This is a genomic window from Runella sp. R0.1_18 (genome assembly GCF_057652155.1).
In genome coordinates, this window is record NZ_JBYFCK010000003.1 from 61,681 (window position 1) to 76,590 (window position 14,910).

Below are 14,910 nucleotides of genomic sequence, written 5' to 3' on the forward strand. Positions count from 1 at the left end.
CAGATTATGTATCCTCCACATTTAGTAGCTCCTATGCGGGCTCAATTGACCGATAACGGTTTTACTAGCCTTGAAACGGCTGATGCAGTGGATCAATTTATGGCCAATGCCAAAGGAACGACATTGGTCGTTGTAAACTCTGTGTGTGGTTGTGCTGCAGGTGCAGCCCGTCCAGGCGTGTTGGGAGCGTTGCACTACAGCGACGTAAAACCTGATAACTTGGTAACCGTGTTTGCGGGTGCTGACCAAGAAGCAACGGCCAAAATGCGTGAGTACTGCTTGCCATATCCTCCATCATCGCCTGCCATTGCGATTTTCAAAGACGATGAATTGGTTCACTTTATTGAGCGCCACCACATCGAAGGACGCAATGCCCAAATGATTGGCGAACACCTCATTACGGCGTTTGAAGAGTTCTGCGGCGAAAAAGCATAATTTATAAAATCTCCTAAAAAATCCTCTCCTTTTTGTAGCGAGAGGATTTTTTTATGGAGTTTGTAGTGGTCAGTTCTAAACTTCTATCTTCAATTATTTGTTAGCCACTTATTAACCTTTTTAAACATGATAGGTCATCGCTTTTCTGAATTTAAACCGTCTGAGCAATCAGGTAAAAACAAATTTGACGAGTTGTTGAACATCTTTCAACAATTGCTTTTGATGACTTCGGGCGATGTGTCGCAGGCGATGTCGTGGATGAATCAATTGGACCGTCAATACAAACTGACAGATGACCAATATGGAATTGGTGATTTTTTCGACGATTTGAAGCGCAAAGGCTACATCACCGAAGAAAATGAGGAAGGGCAAGTAATGATGACGCCCAAAAGCGAGCGGAGTATTCGTAAAAGTGCCCTTGAAGAGATATTTGGAAAGCTCAAACGTTCTAAGTCGGGTGGTAATCACCGTACACCTTATACGGGTGTGGGAGATGAACTGAGTAGCGATGTTCGCAATTTTCAATTTGGGGATTCGTTGGAACAAATTTCGATGACGGAGTCCATCAAAAATGCTCAAATCAACCACGGAGCCGAAGATTTCTATTTGTTAGAAAACGACTTAGAGGTCGTTGATAAAGAGCAAAAAACCAGTACGGCAACGGTCTTGATGATTGACATTAGCCACTCCATGATTTTGTACGGGGAAGACCGTATTACGCCAGCCAAGAAAGTGGCATTGGCCATGGCCGAACTTATAAAAACCAAGTATCCCAAAGACATGCTCGATATTATTGTTTTTGGAAACGACGCGTGGCAAATTCAAATCAAAGATTTGCCGTATTTGGAAGTAGGGCCTTATCATACCAATACCGTGGCTGGACTTGAATTGGCGATGGATTTGTTGCGCCGTCGTAAGACTAAGAATAAGCAAATATTTATGATTACCGACGGAAAGCCGACTTGTTTGAAGGAAGGGTTAAAGTATTATAAAAATAGCTTTGGCCTCGATCGCAAGATTGTCAGCAAAACGCTTACTTTGGCTGCGCAATGCCGTCGTTTGGACATTCCCATTACTACGTTCATGATTGCCTCTGATACTTATTTGAAGCAATTTGTGCAGGAATTTACGCGGGTCAACAACGGCCGTGCGTATTACAGCAACCTCAAGGGCTTAGGCGGGTTTGTGCTTGAAGATTTCCAACGTAACCGTCGTAAAAATTTAAAATAGTGTCCTCAAAAAAACTCTTTTACCTTTCTCTTGTCGTTTTTATGGGCATAGTGGCGTATCAAGTCTATCTGAAAGCCACTGAAAAAGAAGTAAAACCGCTGACCAAAACGTGGGAAAAGGCAGTGCCACATCAGCAAATTCCCAAAGGATTGGCTTCTTTGAGCGCCAAACAGTGCGGAGCTTGCCATCAGGCACATTACGAAGAATGGCAGTACTCGACGCATTCTCACGCGTGGACGGACAAACAGTTTCAGGCGGAGTTAAAGAAAGAATCTAGTCCATATTTGTGCATTAACTGCCACATTCCGCTTCAAAATCAGCAAGAATACGTTGTTTCGGGGCTGCTCGATGGGGATATTTATCAGCCTGTAAAACAGAAAAATCCCCACTTTGACCCTGAGCTTCAGCAGGAGGGAATCAATTGCGCGAGTTGCCACGTGCGCGATAACGTCGTGATTGGTACAACAGGTACGGCCAAAGCCCCGCACGCAACAAAAAAAGACCCCGAATTTTTATCAGAAAAACTCTGTATTTCGTGCCACAATGCCAGTGCTGTCGTAACGCCAACGCTCGTTTGTACCTTTGAGACAGGCGATGAATGGAAAAAAGGCCCTTTTTACGGCAAAAAAACGTGTATTAGTTGTCACATGGAGCCCGTAGAAAGAGAAATTGTAACAGGCTATGGTAAACGCCTAAGCCATTTACACTACTTTGCAGGGTCGGGCATACCCAAAGAGAAAGGTGCTAAAACCAAGGGATTGAATGGGCTATCGTTTACGACTTCAAAGTTGGCTACTACTTACAAGGTCGGCGAGGAGCTTGACTACCGATTGACGTTGAAAAATGAACTTGCAGGGCATCGCCTTCCAACGGGTGACCCCGAACGTTACTACTCGATTTTGTTGGAACTCGTAAACGCTGAAAACAAAGTTATTGCTTCAAAATCCGACCGAATTGGAGAAAAATGGGAGTGGTGGCCTGCTGCTAAAAAACTTTCAGACAACAACCTAAATCCTGGTGAAGAACGCTCTTTTGTGTTGAAACAGACATTGAAAAGTTCTCAATCGTTGACGCTCCGCACCAAAGTGACCAAACACCGCCTCAATCAAGAATCGGCTACGTACAACAAACTAGATAGCAGCTATCCGTTGTCGATAACGGTGTTTGAGAAGGAAGAAAAGTTGGTGATCAAATAGGCTTGCTTATATTCTCATTACGTTTTTGGCTACGAGGCCTTTTGGACCGTCCACTACATCAAATCGAACTCTATCACCTTCTGCTAGGGTCTTAAATCCCTCCGCAATGATACTTGAGTGATGGACAAAAACGTCAGTTCCATGTTCTCGTTGAATAAAGCCGAAGCCTTTTGCATCATTAAACCATTTGACAGTTCCTACTTCCATTGTGTTGCGAATTTTGTTGAGTAAATGTTTGGAAAGCAAGATACACTAAGTTGTGGGTATTGAGAGTGGTTAGCTTGATTTTTAATTCATAATTTGAAGGCCATTATATAGTCATTCTGCACTTCTGTGCCAAGTACAAAAACGTGCTCGCCTATTTTCTCAAATCCCATTTTGGTGTAAAACCGTAGCGCACGGGCGTTTTCTTCCCAAACACCTAACCAAACGGTCTCAAATCCCGATTTTGTGCACCAATCAAGGCTCGATTGCATTAAATGCTTCCCAAAGTTTTGTCCGTGAAAGGCTTTGTCCACGTAAAATCGTTCTATTTCAATGGCGTTTTCAGACGAAAGTTCTTTCGGGGCATGGTTTTTAATCAATTTGGTAAAGCCAATGAGTTGTCCTGCTTTTTTCAGAAGTAAGTATTGAACGGAGGTGTCCGAAAGTTCAGTTTGAATTTGTTCAAGCGTAAATTTTGTAGCAATGTGCAGCGCCATATTTTCTGGTGTGTTATAAACCGCGTAGGTATCTATAAACGTTTGCTCACACAGGTCTCGCAGGGCTTGGGCGTCCTGCAAGGTGGCTGGTTTCACTATTGGCAGCGTAAATTGAGTTTGAATATCCATTAGTTGAGGTTTTTTTGGTAAAAAATACTATCTACCGCCATGCGAGGAAATTCGGTAGGTAGGCCTTCTACGGGGACTTGTGCAAAACCATTTTTTTCATAAAAACGCATTGCTGCTTGTAGGCGGGGGTTAGTGCCCAAATAGACGCGGTCAATGTTGTGTAATTCGCAATGTTTCAACAGTGTCGAAAGTAGGCGAGAAGCCACTCCAAACGCCTTTCCGCGATAGTCTTGGTGGACAAACATTTTGCGGATAGCTCCCATGTTGTTACCAATGTCGATAAGGGCAATTGTTCCTACCAAAGTGCCATCAATGGTGGTAGCTACCCAAAAATTGCCCGCATTTTTGCAATAAAACTCAGGGATAATCAACAAATCGGGTTGGTCTTCGAGGGTGATGGGGACTTTAAATTCAATCTGTTGAATGTCTAAAATTAAGTCGATAATGGGCTCTTCATAGATGGATTGGTACTCCAAAATTTGTATCATGGCAGTATAGGTGGTGGTGAGTTTTAAAGTAATACTGCAAATTAAATAAGTGAGTTTAATAATTAAAAATGTTATTTTTTGATAGATTTATGCTGAAAACGTATAAGTGTTTGCTTTTTATAAAATGGATTTCCGTCAACTGAATTATTTTTTGGGAGTGGCAGAGGAGCTGCATTTTTCCAGAGCGGCCGAAAAACTATTTATCGTTCAGCCTGCACTCAGCCGCCATATTCAGCAATTGGAAGAGGAGTTGGGGGTTGTTTTGTTTGAGCGCGACAAGCGTAACGTAAAATTGACGCCTGCGGGAAGCTATTTTCGGGATGAAATCAGTCGAATGCAGCTTCAGTTGAGGAATATCATTGAGCAAACCCAACGAATTCATGGCGGTTCGATTGGCACGATACGAATGGGACACCCTGGTTCGGCACTTTATTCTATTCTTCCTGAAGTGTTGTCGATGATGTACCAACGGTTTCCCGATGTGAAAGTACAACTTACAGAAATCGCTGAGGTAGAGCTTATTGCGGCTTTATCGAGCCACGAAATCGACGTGGGCTTTACCCGTGAGATTTCTACGGATGCGCATTTTACGACTCAGTTGTTGTTTGAAGAACATTTTGCCTTGGTCGTTCCAACCGATTATTGGCTCAATGAACATACTTTTACGGGCATTGAGCAGTGTTTGGAAGCAGGCTTTATTTTGCCCAAGATCGAAATGGATGTCAACTACGGAAAGTTGCTGAATAATGTGTTTGAACAAGGTGGTTTTCGGCCAAAAGTAGTCTATCACTCCAATTATGGAGCTACGATTTTGCGGTTGGTAGAAAAAAAACTTGGTTTGTCGGTGCTTCCTATTTCGTATCGTCAGGGTTCGTCGGCGTTGGGAGTGCGCTTTATCAAATTGCCAAACCTTACCCAATTGTATTTAATTTGGCGCTCCGAAGATACCAATCCCGTACTGCCACACATTCGCGAAATTGCGCACGAAGCCGTGGGGCATTTATCGTTTGACCAGTTTTAACCAAGTTATTCATCATAATGCAGATTAGAAAATCAACGCTGGAAGATTTGAACAAAATCCAGCAATTGTACAAAACCGTTGCGCGGCGTTCGGGAGGGATTGCCCGCAAAGAACACGAGATTTTAGAAAGCTATATTTATAATTTTCTGAGTAAAAGCCTAACCAATGGTTGTTCGATGGTGGCCGAAGAAGCGGGTGAGATTGTGGCCGAAGTCCATACCTATTCATTGGGAATTGAGTGTTTTACGCACTTATTTGGAGACACAACCATTTGTGTACACCCTGATTACCAAGGGAAAGGCGTGGGAAAGAGATTGTTTACGGCTTTGTTAGAATACGTTCAAACGGAAAGAAAAGACATACTACGAGTAGAGCTTCATGCCCGTGAGAGCAACCCAACGGCCATTGAACTGTATAAAAAAATAGGATTTAAAGTTGAAGGTCGGGCAGAGGGGAGAGTACTCGACCCCGACGGAAGCATTGTGGCGGATGTGCCGATGGGTTGGTTAAATCCTAATTTTCAACGTTCTTAAACAAACTCGCCCCGACGTCTCGTCGGGGCGAAAATGGATTAGCGTCTCTGACGCGAAAAATGATAGGACGTCGGGGCGAAAATGGCCTAGCGTCTCTGACGCAATTTAGGAAGTGGCGTAAAACGCTTAAAACAACTTCCGATTCAAGTCAAATTCAGAAAGGTAGTCGCTTACTCGTTTGACAAACATTCCTCCCAAAGCACCATCAACCACACGGTGGTCGTACGAGTGAGAAATGTACATCATGCTACGAATGCCGATGACATCGCCTTGGGGAGTTTCGATAACCACGGGGCGTTTCTGAATGGCTCCAAACGCCATGATGGCTACTTGTGGTTGGAGAATGATGGGCGTGCCCATGATGTTTCCAAATGTGCCAATGTTTGAAACAGTATAAGTGCCTCCCGCAAGGTCGTCGGCGGTCAGTTTGTTTTGACGAGCACGGTTGGCCAAGTCGTTGACTTTTTTGGCAAGTCCAATCAAACTGTATTGGTCGGCGTTGTGAATAACGGGAACAATGAGGTTACCGCTTGGCAAAGCAACGGCCATCCCGACGTTGATGTCTCTCTTTTTGAGGATAGTATCTCCTTCTACCGATATATTAATTAACGGAAAATCTTTGATGGCTTTTACAACCGCTTCAATCAAAAGTGGGGTAAAGGTCAATCCTTCGCCCGTTTGGCGTTTAAATTCATCCTTGATTTGATTGCGCCACAAAACCACGTTGGTCATGTCGGTTTCCACAAAAGATGAAACGTGCGGCGAAATTCGCTTCGATTCCACCATTCGTTCCGCAATCATCTTCCGCATTCGGTCCATCGGAATCACTTCGACTCCTTGTGGGATTTTGTTTCCAGTTTCCTGTTCTTTGTCATTCCGACGAAGGAGGAATCCAGCTCCTGTTTCCTGTTTTGCCACGGACTGTGGACTAGAACCACGATTAGCCAAATAGTCTAAAATGTCCTTTTTAGTAACGCGATTTTCAGCCCCTGTCCCTGCAATTTGTTCTAGTTCTTGGAGGGATACGCCTTCCATTTTAGCGATGGTTTGTACCAAAGGAGAATAAAACCGAGTACCAACTACTTCGCTTGTTGTATGCGTTGAAGAGGAAGGCTGGACATTGGCTACCAACGACTGAGTAACGGTTTCGATTTCTTTTTCAAGGGTTTGTACTTCTTGCGACTCCTCAGCCACGGGAACAGCCACCGAACCATTGGTTTCAATCCGAATAATGGCATTTCCGACGGGAACGACATCGCCCTCATTTACTAAAATTTCTGCAATGACGCCACCGTAAGGAGTAGGAACTTCCGTATCGACTTTATCCGTAGCTACTTCCATCACCGAATCGTCGGCTTCGACGCGGTCGCCTACTTTTTTTAAGATGCCAATGACGGTACATTCCATGACACTCTCACCCATGCGAGGCATCACCATTTCTACTATTGCCATTTTTGTTGATGTTTATCGATTCGCCAAAATCTGTTTTCTAAGTACATTCAAAAGGTAAATCCCCGTGTATTGGATGTTCTGTTCACGGAATTTGCCAAGTTGTAATTTTTGAGTTACGGTGCCTGAAGGCCCAGCGCAGGCAATCCAGATGGTGCCTACGGGTTTTTCGTCTGAGCCACCGTCTGGCCCTGCGATGCCACTTGCGGCTATGCCGTAGGTGGTTCCCAAGCGCTGACGAACTCCTTCCGACATTTCAATCACAGTGGCTTCGCTTACGGCGCCAAACTCGGCCAGCGTTTCTGGTTTTACGCCCAATTGGTTTATTTTAACTTCGTTGCTATAACTCACGATTCCTCCCATAAAATAATGAGAAGACCCAGGGATTTTAGTAAGTAAGTGAGATACATATCCTCCCGTGCAACTCTCGGCAGTGGCAACTGTTTCACCTCGTTCCTTCAATAAACGCCCAACGACCGTTTCCATTTCATCGTCGTCAAACCCAAAAACGAATTCTTGAATCAACGGAAGAATCTTGTCCACTTGTGCTTGATTTTCAGCTTTGAGCTGCTCGGCATCGGTACCTGTGGCCGTGAGGCGCAACTTTACTTGGCCAAAGCTAGGCAAGTAAGCCAAACGAATGTGGGGGGGAAGCGCATCTTCCCACGCTTCGATGCGTTCGGCCAAAAACGACTCCCCAATTCCCACCGTTCGCATCATTTTATGCTGAATGACGGGGGTTTCAAAAAACTCCTTGAGCTTGGGTAAAATGGCGTTGGACATGAGGTTTTTCATCTCGAACGGAACCCCTGGCATCGAAATAAAAACTTTGCCGTTGCGCTCAAACCACATGCCTGGCGCTGTTCCCCAATAGTTGGGAATGTAGGTACAAGCTTTGGGTAATGCCGCTTGTTGCCGATTGAGCTCCGTCATGGGACGACCCCGTTTTACAAAAAACGACGTGATGATTTCCAAAGCATGTTCATTGATAACCAGCTCCGTATCAAAGTATTTGCACATCGTTGTTTTCGTAATGTCGTCTTTAGTAGGCCCCAAACCTCCCGTAATTAGGATGACATCTGCCCTGGCTTCGGCTTCTGCCAATACTTCCAAAATGGCGGCTTCGGTATCACCCACCGATGATTTTCGGATGGGCCGTATGCCAATATTAGTGAGTTCGGTGCCTATCCATTGGGTGTTGGTATCTGTGATTTGTCCAAACAATATTTCGTCGCCAATCGTGATTACTTCTGCTCTGACCATGTATTCTAATTTTTTTTCAAAGTTAGACAAAATTCTCTTTTGGTATGAACGTTGTACCAGTGCTTTAGGTTTGAAAATATAAACAGAGCAATGATGTTACTAGCTCTAAACATTTTTGTCCAAAGGTTAGACCAATTAAAACCCACATTTTTTGTCCATGAAATCTATTATTAGCGTTTGTGCGGCATTTGTACTCGGAACGAGTGTGTATGCCCAAGATCAGCCCAAGAAAAAAAGTACGTTTGGGGATTTGTTAAAAAAAGCCGAAACGGCCATCACCGACGTAACAAAAGGAGGCACGAGCCTGACCAATGACGAAATTGTCCAAGGACTCAAAGAAGCCCTTACAGTAGGGATTTCAAACGGTTCGGCACAGGCTTCGGCGGTAGATGGTTATTACAAAAATACCCTTATTAGAATCCCATTCCCTTCTGACATTCAGAAAGTTGAGACGACTTTGCGAAAAGCTGGTTTAGGAAATGAGGTAGATCGCTTCTTGTTGTCATTGAACCGCGCGGCTGAGGATGCCGCCAAAAAATCTAAACCTATTTTTGTGAAGGCCATCACGTCGATGAGTATTCAGGATGCCTTGGGGATTTTGAAGGGAGATTCGACGGCTGCTACAAGTTATTTGAAACGCACTACAAGCACCGATTTGTACAAGCAGTTTTATCCCGTGGTTGACAGCACATTAAAACTCAACAATACCACCAAATACTACGCAGATTTGATTACAGCTTACAATAAAATTCCTTTGGTGAAGAAAATCAATCCTGATTTGAAACAGTACGCTACCCAAAAAGCCGTCGATGGTTTGTATGTACTAATTGCCCAGGAAGAACGTAAAATCCGTAAAGACCCCGTTGCCCGTGCTACCGAATTGTTGAAAAAAGTTTTTGGACAGCAGTAGGGAAGGGTTTCAAAAGGCAAGTAAGCAAGGGGCAAGTGTGCAAAGAGCAAATTTGCTATTTGCCTAATGTGCCAAAACCAATTCCAAGCTTTTCATCACGACCTCGCCCATGCTTCGACACTGCAAAAAGCTGTTGTTTCGATAGTGTTGGGCGAGTTCTGTTTTTAGCTGGTTTAAGTTATCAGGAAGGCAAATTTGGTCTTCCATCATCACGTTCATCAAATCCTGAATCCGTGAACGCTCCACCCGAATCCTCCCCGCAATCAGCGAACGTTCTTCTCGCTGGTATTGAAGCACACTTTCATTGGTCAGGCACTTCATTCCCAATTCAATGATGGCGTTGTTTTGCTTGAAATATTGAGGTAAGTACACCGCTTTTTTACCCTCGTACGATTGTTGGTCAAAGTCAATGGAGCGGATACGGTAATAAATTTCTTCAAAGTCAGGGGTAATATCCACCACAAAATTACTGGAGTGCATATCGCCCAACAACCGCACAAAGCAGCGTTCGTTGAATTTGACAAACTCTTTGCAAAAACGAATGGCGTTAAGGTTCGGCTCATTGAGGTAGTTTTTGATAAACATATCCCCAGGAATCCCCGCAATATGTTCCTCCACCAACGTATCTCCGCTGGTCATATAACTGATTCGGTTGGGCGAAAGAATGTGCTCTAATTCAAGTCCATAAATCCGCGACGAATCGGCGTTTTTGATGTAAAAATAATCAAAGTTATCGTTCACTTTATTGACAATTCGCACCCGAAAAGGACGAGAATTACCGTACGAACAAACGTCCACGCGGTCCACATACAAGTGCTTCATCACCGACAAATCCCCGTCGGCACGGAGATCGGCGTAAATGGTTTTGAGGGCGTCGTAAATTTCATCAATCTCGCTGTACGAATAAAAAACTGTCTCCCAAAGCGTATCAGTCCCTTTTTTGTCGTAAAGCGGAATGGCGTTTTCGTATCGTAATAAGTAGCTGTAGTCAATCGGCAACGCCACTTCTCGGTTGTAACTTTCGAGGTAATTGCGAAGCTCTTTGTTGATTTTAAACGGTTTTTTTTTGTTGGCAATAAAGGCCATGTTGATGGAGGAAATTAGGTTCGCGACAGCGTATAAGGCCGCTGCGCGTCTAATTTAAGAAAAATAAACAACAGAATCGTAAAGGACCACATCGAAGAACCCCCGTAGCTAAAAAACGGCAGTGGGATTCCGATGACGACCATGAGTCCGATTGTCATGCCAATATTGACCAAAAAGTGGAAAAACAAAATGCCTGCCACGCAATAGCCGTACGCTCTTGCGAAGCGCGTTCGCTGTCGTTCGGCCAAAAATACAACCCGACACATGAGCCCAAGCAGTAATAAAACTACGGCTGCGCTGCCGATAAAACCGTGTTCTTCGCCAATGGTACAAAAGATAAAATCGGAGTGTTGTTCGGGTACAAAGTTAAATTTGGTTTGTGTTCCATCTAAGAACCCTTTTCCCCAAAGCCGTCCTGAACCGATGGCAATCTTGGATTGAGTTACGTTCCAGCCAATGCCAGTGGGGTCTAATTTTGGATCAACCAATACTTTGATACGGTTGCGGTGGTGGGTTTGGAGGACGTTGTTGACCAAAAACTCTACACTGGTCGTAAAAAACATCATTAATCCAAAAATGACGACGAGGTTGATGGCCGTTTTTTTAGTGCGGTCGTACCGAGGAATGATGAAGTAATAGACCAAAAGTCCAAACAAAGCCAACCCTAGCGAAATGTATAGAGGGGAGAAAAACAGCGATAAAATGAATAACACGATGGCAACCAAGACAATGGAAGGGTAAATGCCTGGAAGACCTTCACGGTAAAGTACAATCAGAAACGAGACAAATACGAGGGCACAACCCACTTCTTTGGAAGCCACAATGAGCACCATTGGTAGTAAAATAATGCCTGCCGTCCAAGCAATGTCTTTCCAACGCGATAGGTTAATGTGGGGTTGGGTAATGAATTGGGACAGGAGCAGGGCCGTTCCAGTTTTGGCAAATTCGGCGGGTTGGAGCGAAAATGACCCAAATTTAATCCATGATTTGGAGCCTTTGATGTCGGTAGCAACCACTAATACGACCAAAAGAAGCAAGATACATGCGCCATAAATGAAAGGTGCGAAGACCTCCCAAAATTTGTGGTCGATGACCAAAATTGCAATGACAATGAGCGCTGACGTACCAATAAACATAAATTGGCGTCCTGCGTTGTTGGAAAGGTCAAAAAGCTTGGTTTGTTCTTCGGGGTCATACACGGAAGCATAGACGTTGAACAAACCCATTGAAACACATGCTGCGTAAATCAAGACCGACAGCCAATCCAAATTTTGAATAATATTTTGTTCGTTACGAGCCATAATGTCGTTTCAAAAAATCAATAATAAATAACCAAGGTGTAAACCCAGAAGAGCCTAAGGTGCAGGAACTGCTGTGCTTTTTGGGGCTGTTTGGTGGACAATCGTTGCCTCTGGTTTGAGGGGAGTAGGAGCAACATTTTTGGGTTTTGGTTGTTGCGAACGAGGAAGAATTACGTTTTGAAGGAAGTTTTTATTTTTCCATTCTTGTTCGTAGGCTTTTCGTTGAACGTGCCCATTGAGGTAACGTTCGATGGCCAAAGAAGCCACAGGAGCAGCTGCAAACCCTCCAAATCCTGCATTTTCAACAAACACTGCAATGGCAATCTTGGGGTTGTCTTTGGGGGCAAAAGCGATAAAAATAGAGTGGTCTTTTCCTTTTTTGTTTTGTGAAGTTCCTGTCTTGCCACACATTTGGATACCTGGAATTAACGCTCCCCGTGACACTGTACCACGAACGACGGCCATTTCCATGCCATTCACGACGGGTTCATAATAATAACGGGCAACCCCTGTTTCGTGCTTTTCGTTGTATTCGGGAAGTGGGTTATTGTTTTTTCCAACGCCTTTCACCAAGTGCGGAATTTTGAACCAACCGCGGTTGGCAATCGTGGCGGCTAAGTTGGCCAATTTTAGCGGCGTAATAAGCAATTCACCTTCGCCGATACTCAACGAATAAATTTGTCCAAAACGCCATTGGTTTTTGCCAATGCGTTTGTCGTAGTAATCAACCCCAGGAAGTACCCCTTTGGCTTCGCTGGGTAAATCCACACCAAGTTTTTGTCCAAATCCAAATTTTTCGGTGTATTCGTGCCATTTTTTAAGGCCAATAGAGGAAGCCTTAAACGTGTTTTTCTCGGCATTGGCATAAATCATCCGACGGAAAACGTGGTAAAAATAGGGGTTACATGACCACTGAATGGCGCTGTGTACACCTGAAAGCCCTCCGTGACCGTGGCATTTCATCGGTGCTCCTGCGTGGCTAAATACACTCCCAGGGCCAATGACACCCTCTTGCATGGCGACCAATGCCTGAACGGTCTTAAAAGTTGAACCAGGACGGTAGCTTCCCATCACGGCGCGGTTATAGAGCGGTCGGTAAGGGTTTTTTTGAAGTGCGGCGTAGTTTTTGGAAAAATCGCGGGTAGCAAACAGCGCAGGGTCGTAGCTTGGCGCAGAAGTAATCGCAATCACTTCGCCCGAAGAAGGCTCAATGGCCACCACAGCACCTGCTTTGTGTAGCATCAAACTATCGACGTATTGCTGCAAATCTAAGTCGATACTTGTAAAGAGGTTTTGACCTGCCAAGGCTACGGTATCCATTTCTCCGTTTTTCCAAGAGCCTTTGTCAACGCCATTTACATCCTGCATGACATAGCGCACTCCTCGGCGACCGCGCAGCTGCTCTTCATAAAATTTTTCTAAACCACTTTGTCCAACCAAGTCTCCTTGACGGTAGTAAGGGTATTCTTGGTCGTCCAATTGTTTTTTGGAAATTTCGCTCACATACCCAAGGGCGTGCGCAAGGGTAGGGGCAGAGTAGGTGCGTATCGAACTTTTTTGGTAGTCGAACCCAGGGTAGTCCACCAACGCATCCTGAATGCGGGCAAACTCTTGCTTTGAAAGCTGACGAAGAAAAAGGGAAGGCTTGCGGTAAGAAAAAGTTCTGGCCGCTTGCATTAGGCTATCAAATTTAGGGCGTGTTATTTTGAATAAATTGCAAAGCGCCAACGTGTCGGCCACTCTCACTTTGCTTGGCGTCACGTATAAGTCATATACGAGGGTGTTGAAAACAATCAGTTTCCCATTGCGGTCATAGACTTGGCCGCGCATCGGTACATCGGGAATGGCACGGATGGAGTTACTCGCGGTTTCGTACGTATTGTCAAGAACTTGGAGGTATAATAGTCGAAATAGAAAAATCATTCCTACCACCACAAACAACCCATAAACATAAAATTTTCTAATCTCAGACATCTAACTAATGGTTTTATCGTATTATTTTCTCGCTGACTTCTTGTTGTATAGACAAGTAATTACTTTACAAAGTTCGTAGGTTTTAAGCGATTTACAAGAAATTTTGAGAAGATATTCAATAAAAAAAGAAGGCTTTTGGCCTTCTTTTTTTATTGTGATTTTTAAAGTTTTGTGGCCTACCAACCCGCTCCTTTTACCTTGGTTTTGATGCGGCACAGGTACATATCGGCGGTGATGTACAAGGTAGTGCCGTCGTCTCCCCAGCCGCAGTTGGCGGTGGCTTCACCCGTGTCGATTCGGCCTAATAACTGCCCCGTTGGCGTAATGATTAGGACGCCTCCTGGCCCCGTACACCAGAGGTTGCCTTGCTGGTCAGTTTTGAGTCCGTCGGGTAGCCCCGCTAAGCCTTGCTTCACCATCGGAGTGGCGTCATAAAGCACTTTTCCTGTGCCAACCGAGCCATCAGCAAGCACGGGAAAGGCCATGACGATGGCTTTGTCAGGGTCTGACTGAGCAACGTAGAGCGTTTTTTCGTCGGGCGAGAAAGCCAAGCCGTTGGGGCGGGTCATTTCTTTGGTCAGCAACGTCACTTTGCCGTCGTTGCTTACGCGGTACACCCCAAACCAGTCAATTTCGCGGGTGGGGTCGTTGTGTTTGAGGGGCATTCCGTAAGGTGGGTCGGTAAAATAATAAGCTCCACTCGAATGTTGCACCACGTCGTTGGGACTGTTGAAACGTTTTCCTTGAAAATTATCGGCTACCGTTCGTTTGCCTGCATTGGACAACGGCATGGCCGAAATCCGACGGTCGCCGTGCTCGGCTGCGATGAGGCGACCCTGCTGGTCGAGGGTGAGGCCGTTGCTGCCAGGTTCGTCGCCGTAGGTGCCTGCTCCCGTGAAGCCCGAAGGTTTCAAAAAAGTAGTAAGTCCTTCTTTGACGCTCCATTTAAAAATGGTGTTGGCGGGCACATCCGAAAACAGCAAACAGTTTTGGGACTTGACCCACACGGGGCCTTCTGCCCAGATGAAGCCCGAGGCAAGGACTTCGATTTTGGCATCAGGGGCGACCAAGGCATCGAGTCGTGGGTCGTTGCGGACGATTTTGCCAAGAGCAGGGTAGCTCGACTGCGCCAGAAGTTGGGGGCTGGCAAAAACCAAGGCCGCCACCGCCCATCGTTGAAAGAAAGTCATGGTT

Annotated in this window: 15 protein-coding genes; 6 read left to right on the top strand and 9 right to left on the bottom strand. The window is 45.1% G+C overall.

All coding sequences use genetic code 11. The features are described 5' to 3' along the window. Positions 1 to 6: 6 nt before the first annotated feature. From AC23P2_RS05740 to AC23P2_RS05750, 3 genes are all read left to right on the top strand, one after another. Positions 7 to 435: a BrxA/BrxB family bacilliredoxin gene (locus AC23P2_RS05740; protein ID WP_472490225.1), complete on the top strand. Its 429-nt coding sequence runs from the start codon at positions 7 to 9 to the stop codon at positions 433 to 435. A gap of 126 nt (positions 436 to 561) precedes the next feature. Further along, positions 562 to 1,665 carry a vWA domain-containing protein gene (locus AC23P2_RS05745; RefSeq protein ID WP_487772298.1) on the top strand — a complete coding sequence of 368 codons (1,104 nt, stop codon included), beginning with the start codon at positions 562 to 564 and terminating at the stop codon, positions 1,663 to 1,665. Beyond that, positions 1,665 to 2,861: a multiheme c-type cytochrome gene (locus tag AC23P2_RS05750; protein ID WP_487772299.1), complete on the top strand. Its 1,197-nt coding sequence runs from the start codon at positions 1,665 to 1,667 to the stop codon at positions 2,859 to 2,861. Before AC23P2_RS05745 ends, AC23P2_RS05750 begins: the two co-directional genes overlap by 1 nt. 6 nt (positions 2,862 to 2,867) lie before the next feature. Here the strand turns inward: AC23P2_RS05750 and AC23P2_RS05755 are convergent, their stop codons facing one another. From AC23P2_RS05755 to AC23P2_RS05765, 3 genes are all read right to left on the bottom strand, one after another. Beyond that, positions 2,868 to 3,068 (bottom strand): cold-shock protein, encoded by a 201-nt coding sequence (locus tag AC23P2_RS05755; RefSeq protein WP_487772300.1) that lies wholly within the window; start codon positions 3,066 to 3,068, stop codon positions 2,868 to 2,870. Positions 3,069 to 3,154: 86 nt separating this feature from the next. Then, positions 3,155 to 3,691: an N-acetyltransferase family protein gene (locus AC23P2_RS05760; protein ID WP_487772301.1), complete on the bottom strand. Its 537-nt coding sequence runs from the start codon at positions 3,689 to 3,691 to the stop codon at positions 3,155 to 3,157. Continuing rightward, entirely contained in the window at positions 3,691 to 4,179 is a 489-nt protein-coding gene (locus AC23P2_RS05765) for a GNAT family N-acetyltransferase (RefSeq protein ID WP_487772302.1), read from the bottom strand. Before AC23P2_RS05765 ends, AC23P2_RS05760 begins: the two co-directional genes overlap by 1 nt. Positions 4,180 to 4,303: 124 nt before the next feature. Between AC23P2_RS05765 and AC23P2_RS05770 the strand changes: the two genes are divergently transcribed. Beyond that, positions 4,304 to 5,200 carry a LysR family transcriptional regulator gene (locus tag AC23P2_RS05770; protein WP_487772303.1) on the top strand — a complete coding sequence of 299 codons (897 nt, stop codon included), beginning with the start codon at positions 4,304 to 4,306 and terminating at the stop codon, positions 5,198 to 5,200. A 17-nt stretch (positions 5,201 to 5,217) separates the two neighbouring features. Further along, the gene (locus AC23P2_RS05775; protein WP_487772304.1) at positions 5,218 to 5,733 is read left to right on the top strand and encodes an N-acetyltransferase family protein; all 516 of its coding nucleotides are present in this window, start codon (positions 5,218 to 5,220) and stop codon (positions 5,731 to 5,733) included. A gap of 126 nt (positions 5,734 to 5,859) precedes the next feature. Here AC23P2_RS05775 and AC23P2_RS05780 read toward each other — a convergent pair whose 3' ends face one another. Then, positions 5,860 to 7,185 (bottom strand): dihydrolipoamide acetyltransferase family protein, encoded by a 1,326-nt coding sequence (locus tag AC23P2_RS05780; protein ID WP_487772305.1) that lies wholly within the window; start codon positions 7,183 to 7,185, stop codon positions 5,860 to 5,862. 12 nt (positions 7,186 to 7,197) lie between these two features. After that, complete coding sequence (locus AC23P2_RS05785; RefSeq protein WP_487772306.1) at positions 7,198 to 8,445, bottom strand: competence/damage-inducible protein A; 1,248 nt, start codon at positions 8,443 to 8,445, stop codon at positions 7,198 to 7,200. A gap of 157 nt (positions 8,446 to 8,602) precedes the next feature. On the opposite strand from AC23P2_RS05785, the gene AC23P2_RS05790 reads away from it, so the two are divergent. Beyond that, complete coding sequence (locus AC23P2_RS05790) at positions 8,603 to 9,355, top strand: DUF4197 domain-containing protein (RefSeq protein ID WP_487772307.1); 753 nt, start codon at positions 8,603 to 8,605, stop codon at positions 9,353 to 9,355. 63 nt (positions 9,356 to 9,418) lie between these two features. On the opposite strand, the gene AC23P2_RS05795 is transcribed toward AC23P2_RS05790, so the two are convergent. The 4 genes from AC23P2_RS05795 to AC23P2_RS05810 form a co-directional block, all read right to left on the bottom strand. Beyond that, positions 9,419 to 10,441 carry a hypothetical protein gene (locus AC23P2_RS05795; RefSeq protein WP_487772308.1) on the bottom strand — a complete coding sequence of 341 codons (1,023 nt, stop codon included), beginning with the start codon at positions 10,439 to 10,441 and terminating at the stop codon, positions 9,419 to 9,421. 14 nt (positions 10,442 to 10,455) lie between these two features. Then, positions 10,456 to 11,742, bottom strand: coding sequence for a rod shape-determining protein RodA (gene rodA, locus AC23P2_RS05800; RefSeq protein ID WP_487772309.1), 1,287 nt, complete (start codon positions 11,740 to 11,742; stop codon positions 10,456 to 10,458). Positions 11,743 to 11,796: 54 nt separating this feature from the next. Further along, positions 11,797 to 13,716 (bottom strand): penicillin-binding transpeptidase domain-containing protein, encoded by a 1,920-nt coding sequence (locus AC23P2_RS05805; protein WP_487772310.1) that lies wholly within the window; start codon positions 13,714 to 13,716, stop codon positions 11,797 to 11,799. Between the two features lie 176 nt (positions 13,717 to 13,892). Beyond that, positions 13,893 to 14,906 (bottom strand): SMP-30/gluconolactonase/LRE family protein, encoded by a 1,014-nt coding sequence (locus AC23P2_RS05810; protein WP_487772311.1) that lies wholly within the window; start codon positions 14,904 to 14,906, stop codon positions 13,893 to 13,895. Positions 14,907 to 14,910 lie beyond the last annotated feature (4 nt).

Bases quoted from the DNA above. Each gene is read 5' to 3' on its own strand.
- AC23P2_RS05745 (WP_487772298.1), top strand. From the start codon at position 562: ATGATAGGTCATCGCTTTTCTGAATTTAAACCGTCTGAGCAATCAGGT.
- AC23P2_RS05770 (WP_487772303.1), top strand. From the start codon at position 4,304: ATGGATTTCCGTCAACTGAATTATTTTTTGGGAGTGGCAGAGGAGCTG.
- AC23P2_RS05740 (WP_472490225.1), top strand. From the start codon at position 7: ATGTATCCTCCACATTTAGTAGCTCCTATGCGGGCTCAATTGACCGAT.
- rodA (WP_487772309.1), bottom strand. From the start codon at position 11,742: ATGGCTCGTAACGAACAAAATATTATTCAAAATTTGGATTGGCTGTCG.
- AC23P2_RS05775 (WP_487772304.1), top strand. From the start codon at position 5,218: ATGCAGATTAGAAAATCAACGCTGGAAGATTTGAACAAAATCCAGCAA.
- AC23P2_RS05780 (WP_487772305.1), bottom strand. From the start codon at position 7,185: ATGGCAATAGTAGAAATGGTGATGCCTCGCATGGGTGAGAGTGTCATG.
- AC23P2_RS05805 (WP_487772310.1), bottom strand. From the start codon at position 13,716: ATGTCTGAGATTAGAAAATTTTATGTTTATGGGTTGTTTGTGGTGGTA.
- AC23P2_RS05755 (WP_487772300.1), bottom strand. From the start codon at position 3,068: ATGGAAGTAGGAACTGTCAAATGGTTTAATGATGCAAAAGGCTTCGGC.
- AC23P2_RS05785 (WP_487772306.1), bottom strand. From the start codon at position 8,445: ATGGTCAGAGCAGAAGTAATCACGATTGGCGACGAAATATTGTTTGGA.
- AC23P2_RS05795 (WP_487772308.1), bottom strand. From the start codon at position 10,441: ATGGCCTTTATTGCCAACAAAAAAAAACCGTTTAAAATCAACAAAGAG.
- AC23P2_RS05765 (WP_487772302.1), bottom strand. From the start codon at position 4,179: ATGATACAAATTTTGGAGTACCAATCCATCTATGAAGAGCCCATTATC.
- AC23P2_RS05760 (WP_487772301.1), bottom strand. From the start codon at position 3,691: ATGGATATTCAAACTCAATTTACGCTGCCAATAGTGAAACCAGCCACC.
- AC23P2_RS05810 (WP_487772311.1), bottom strand. From the start codon at position 14,906: ATGACTTTCTTTCAACGATGGGCGGTGGCGGCCTTGGTTTTTGCCAGC.
- AC23P2_RS05790 (WP_487772307.1), top strand. From the start codon at position 8,603: ATGAAATCTATTATTAGCGTTTGTGCGGCATTTGTACTCGGAACGAGT.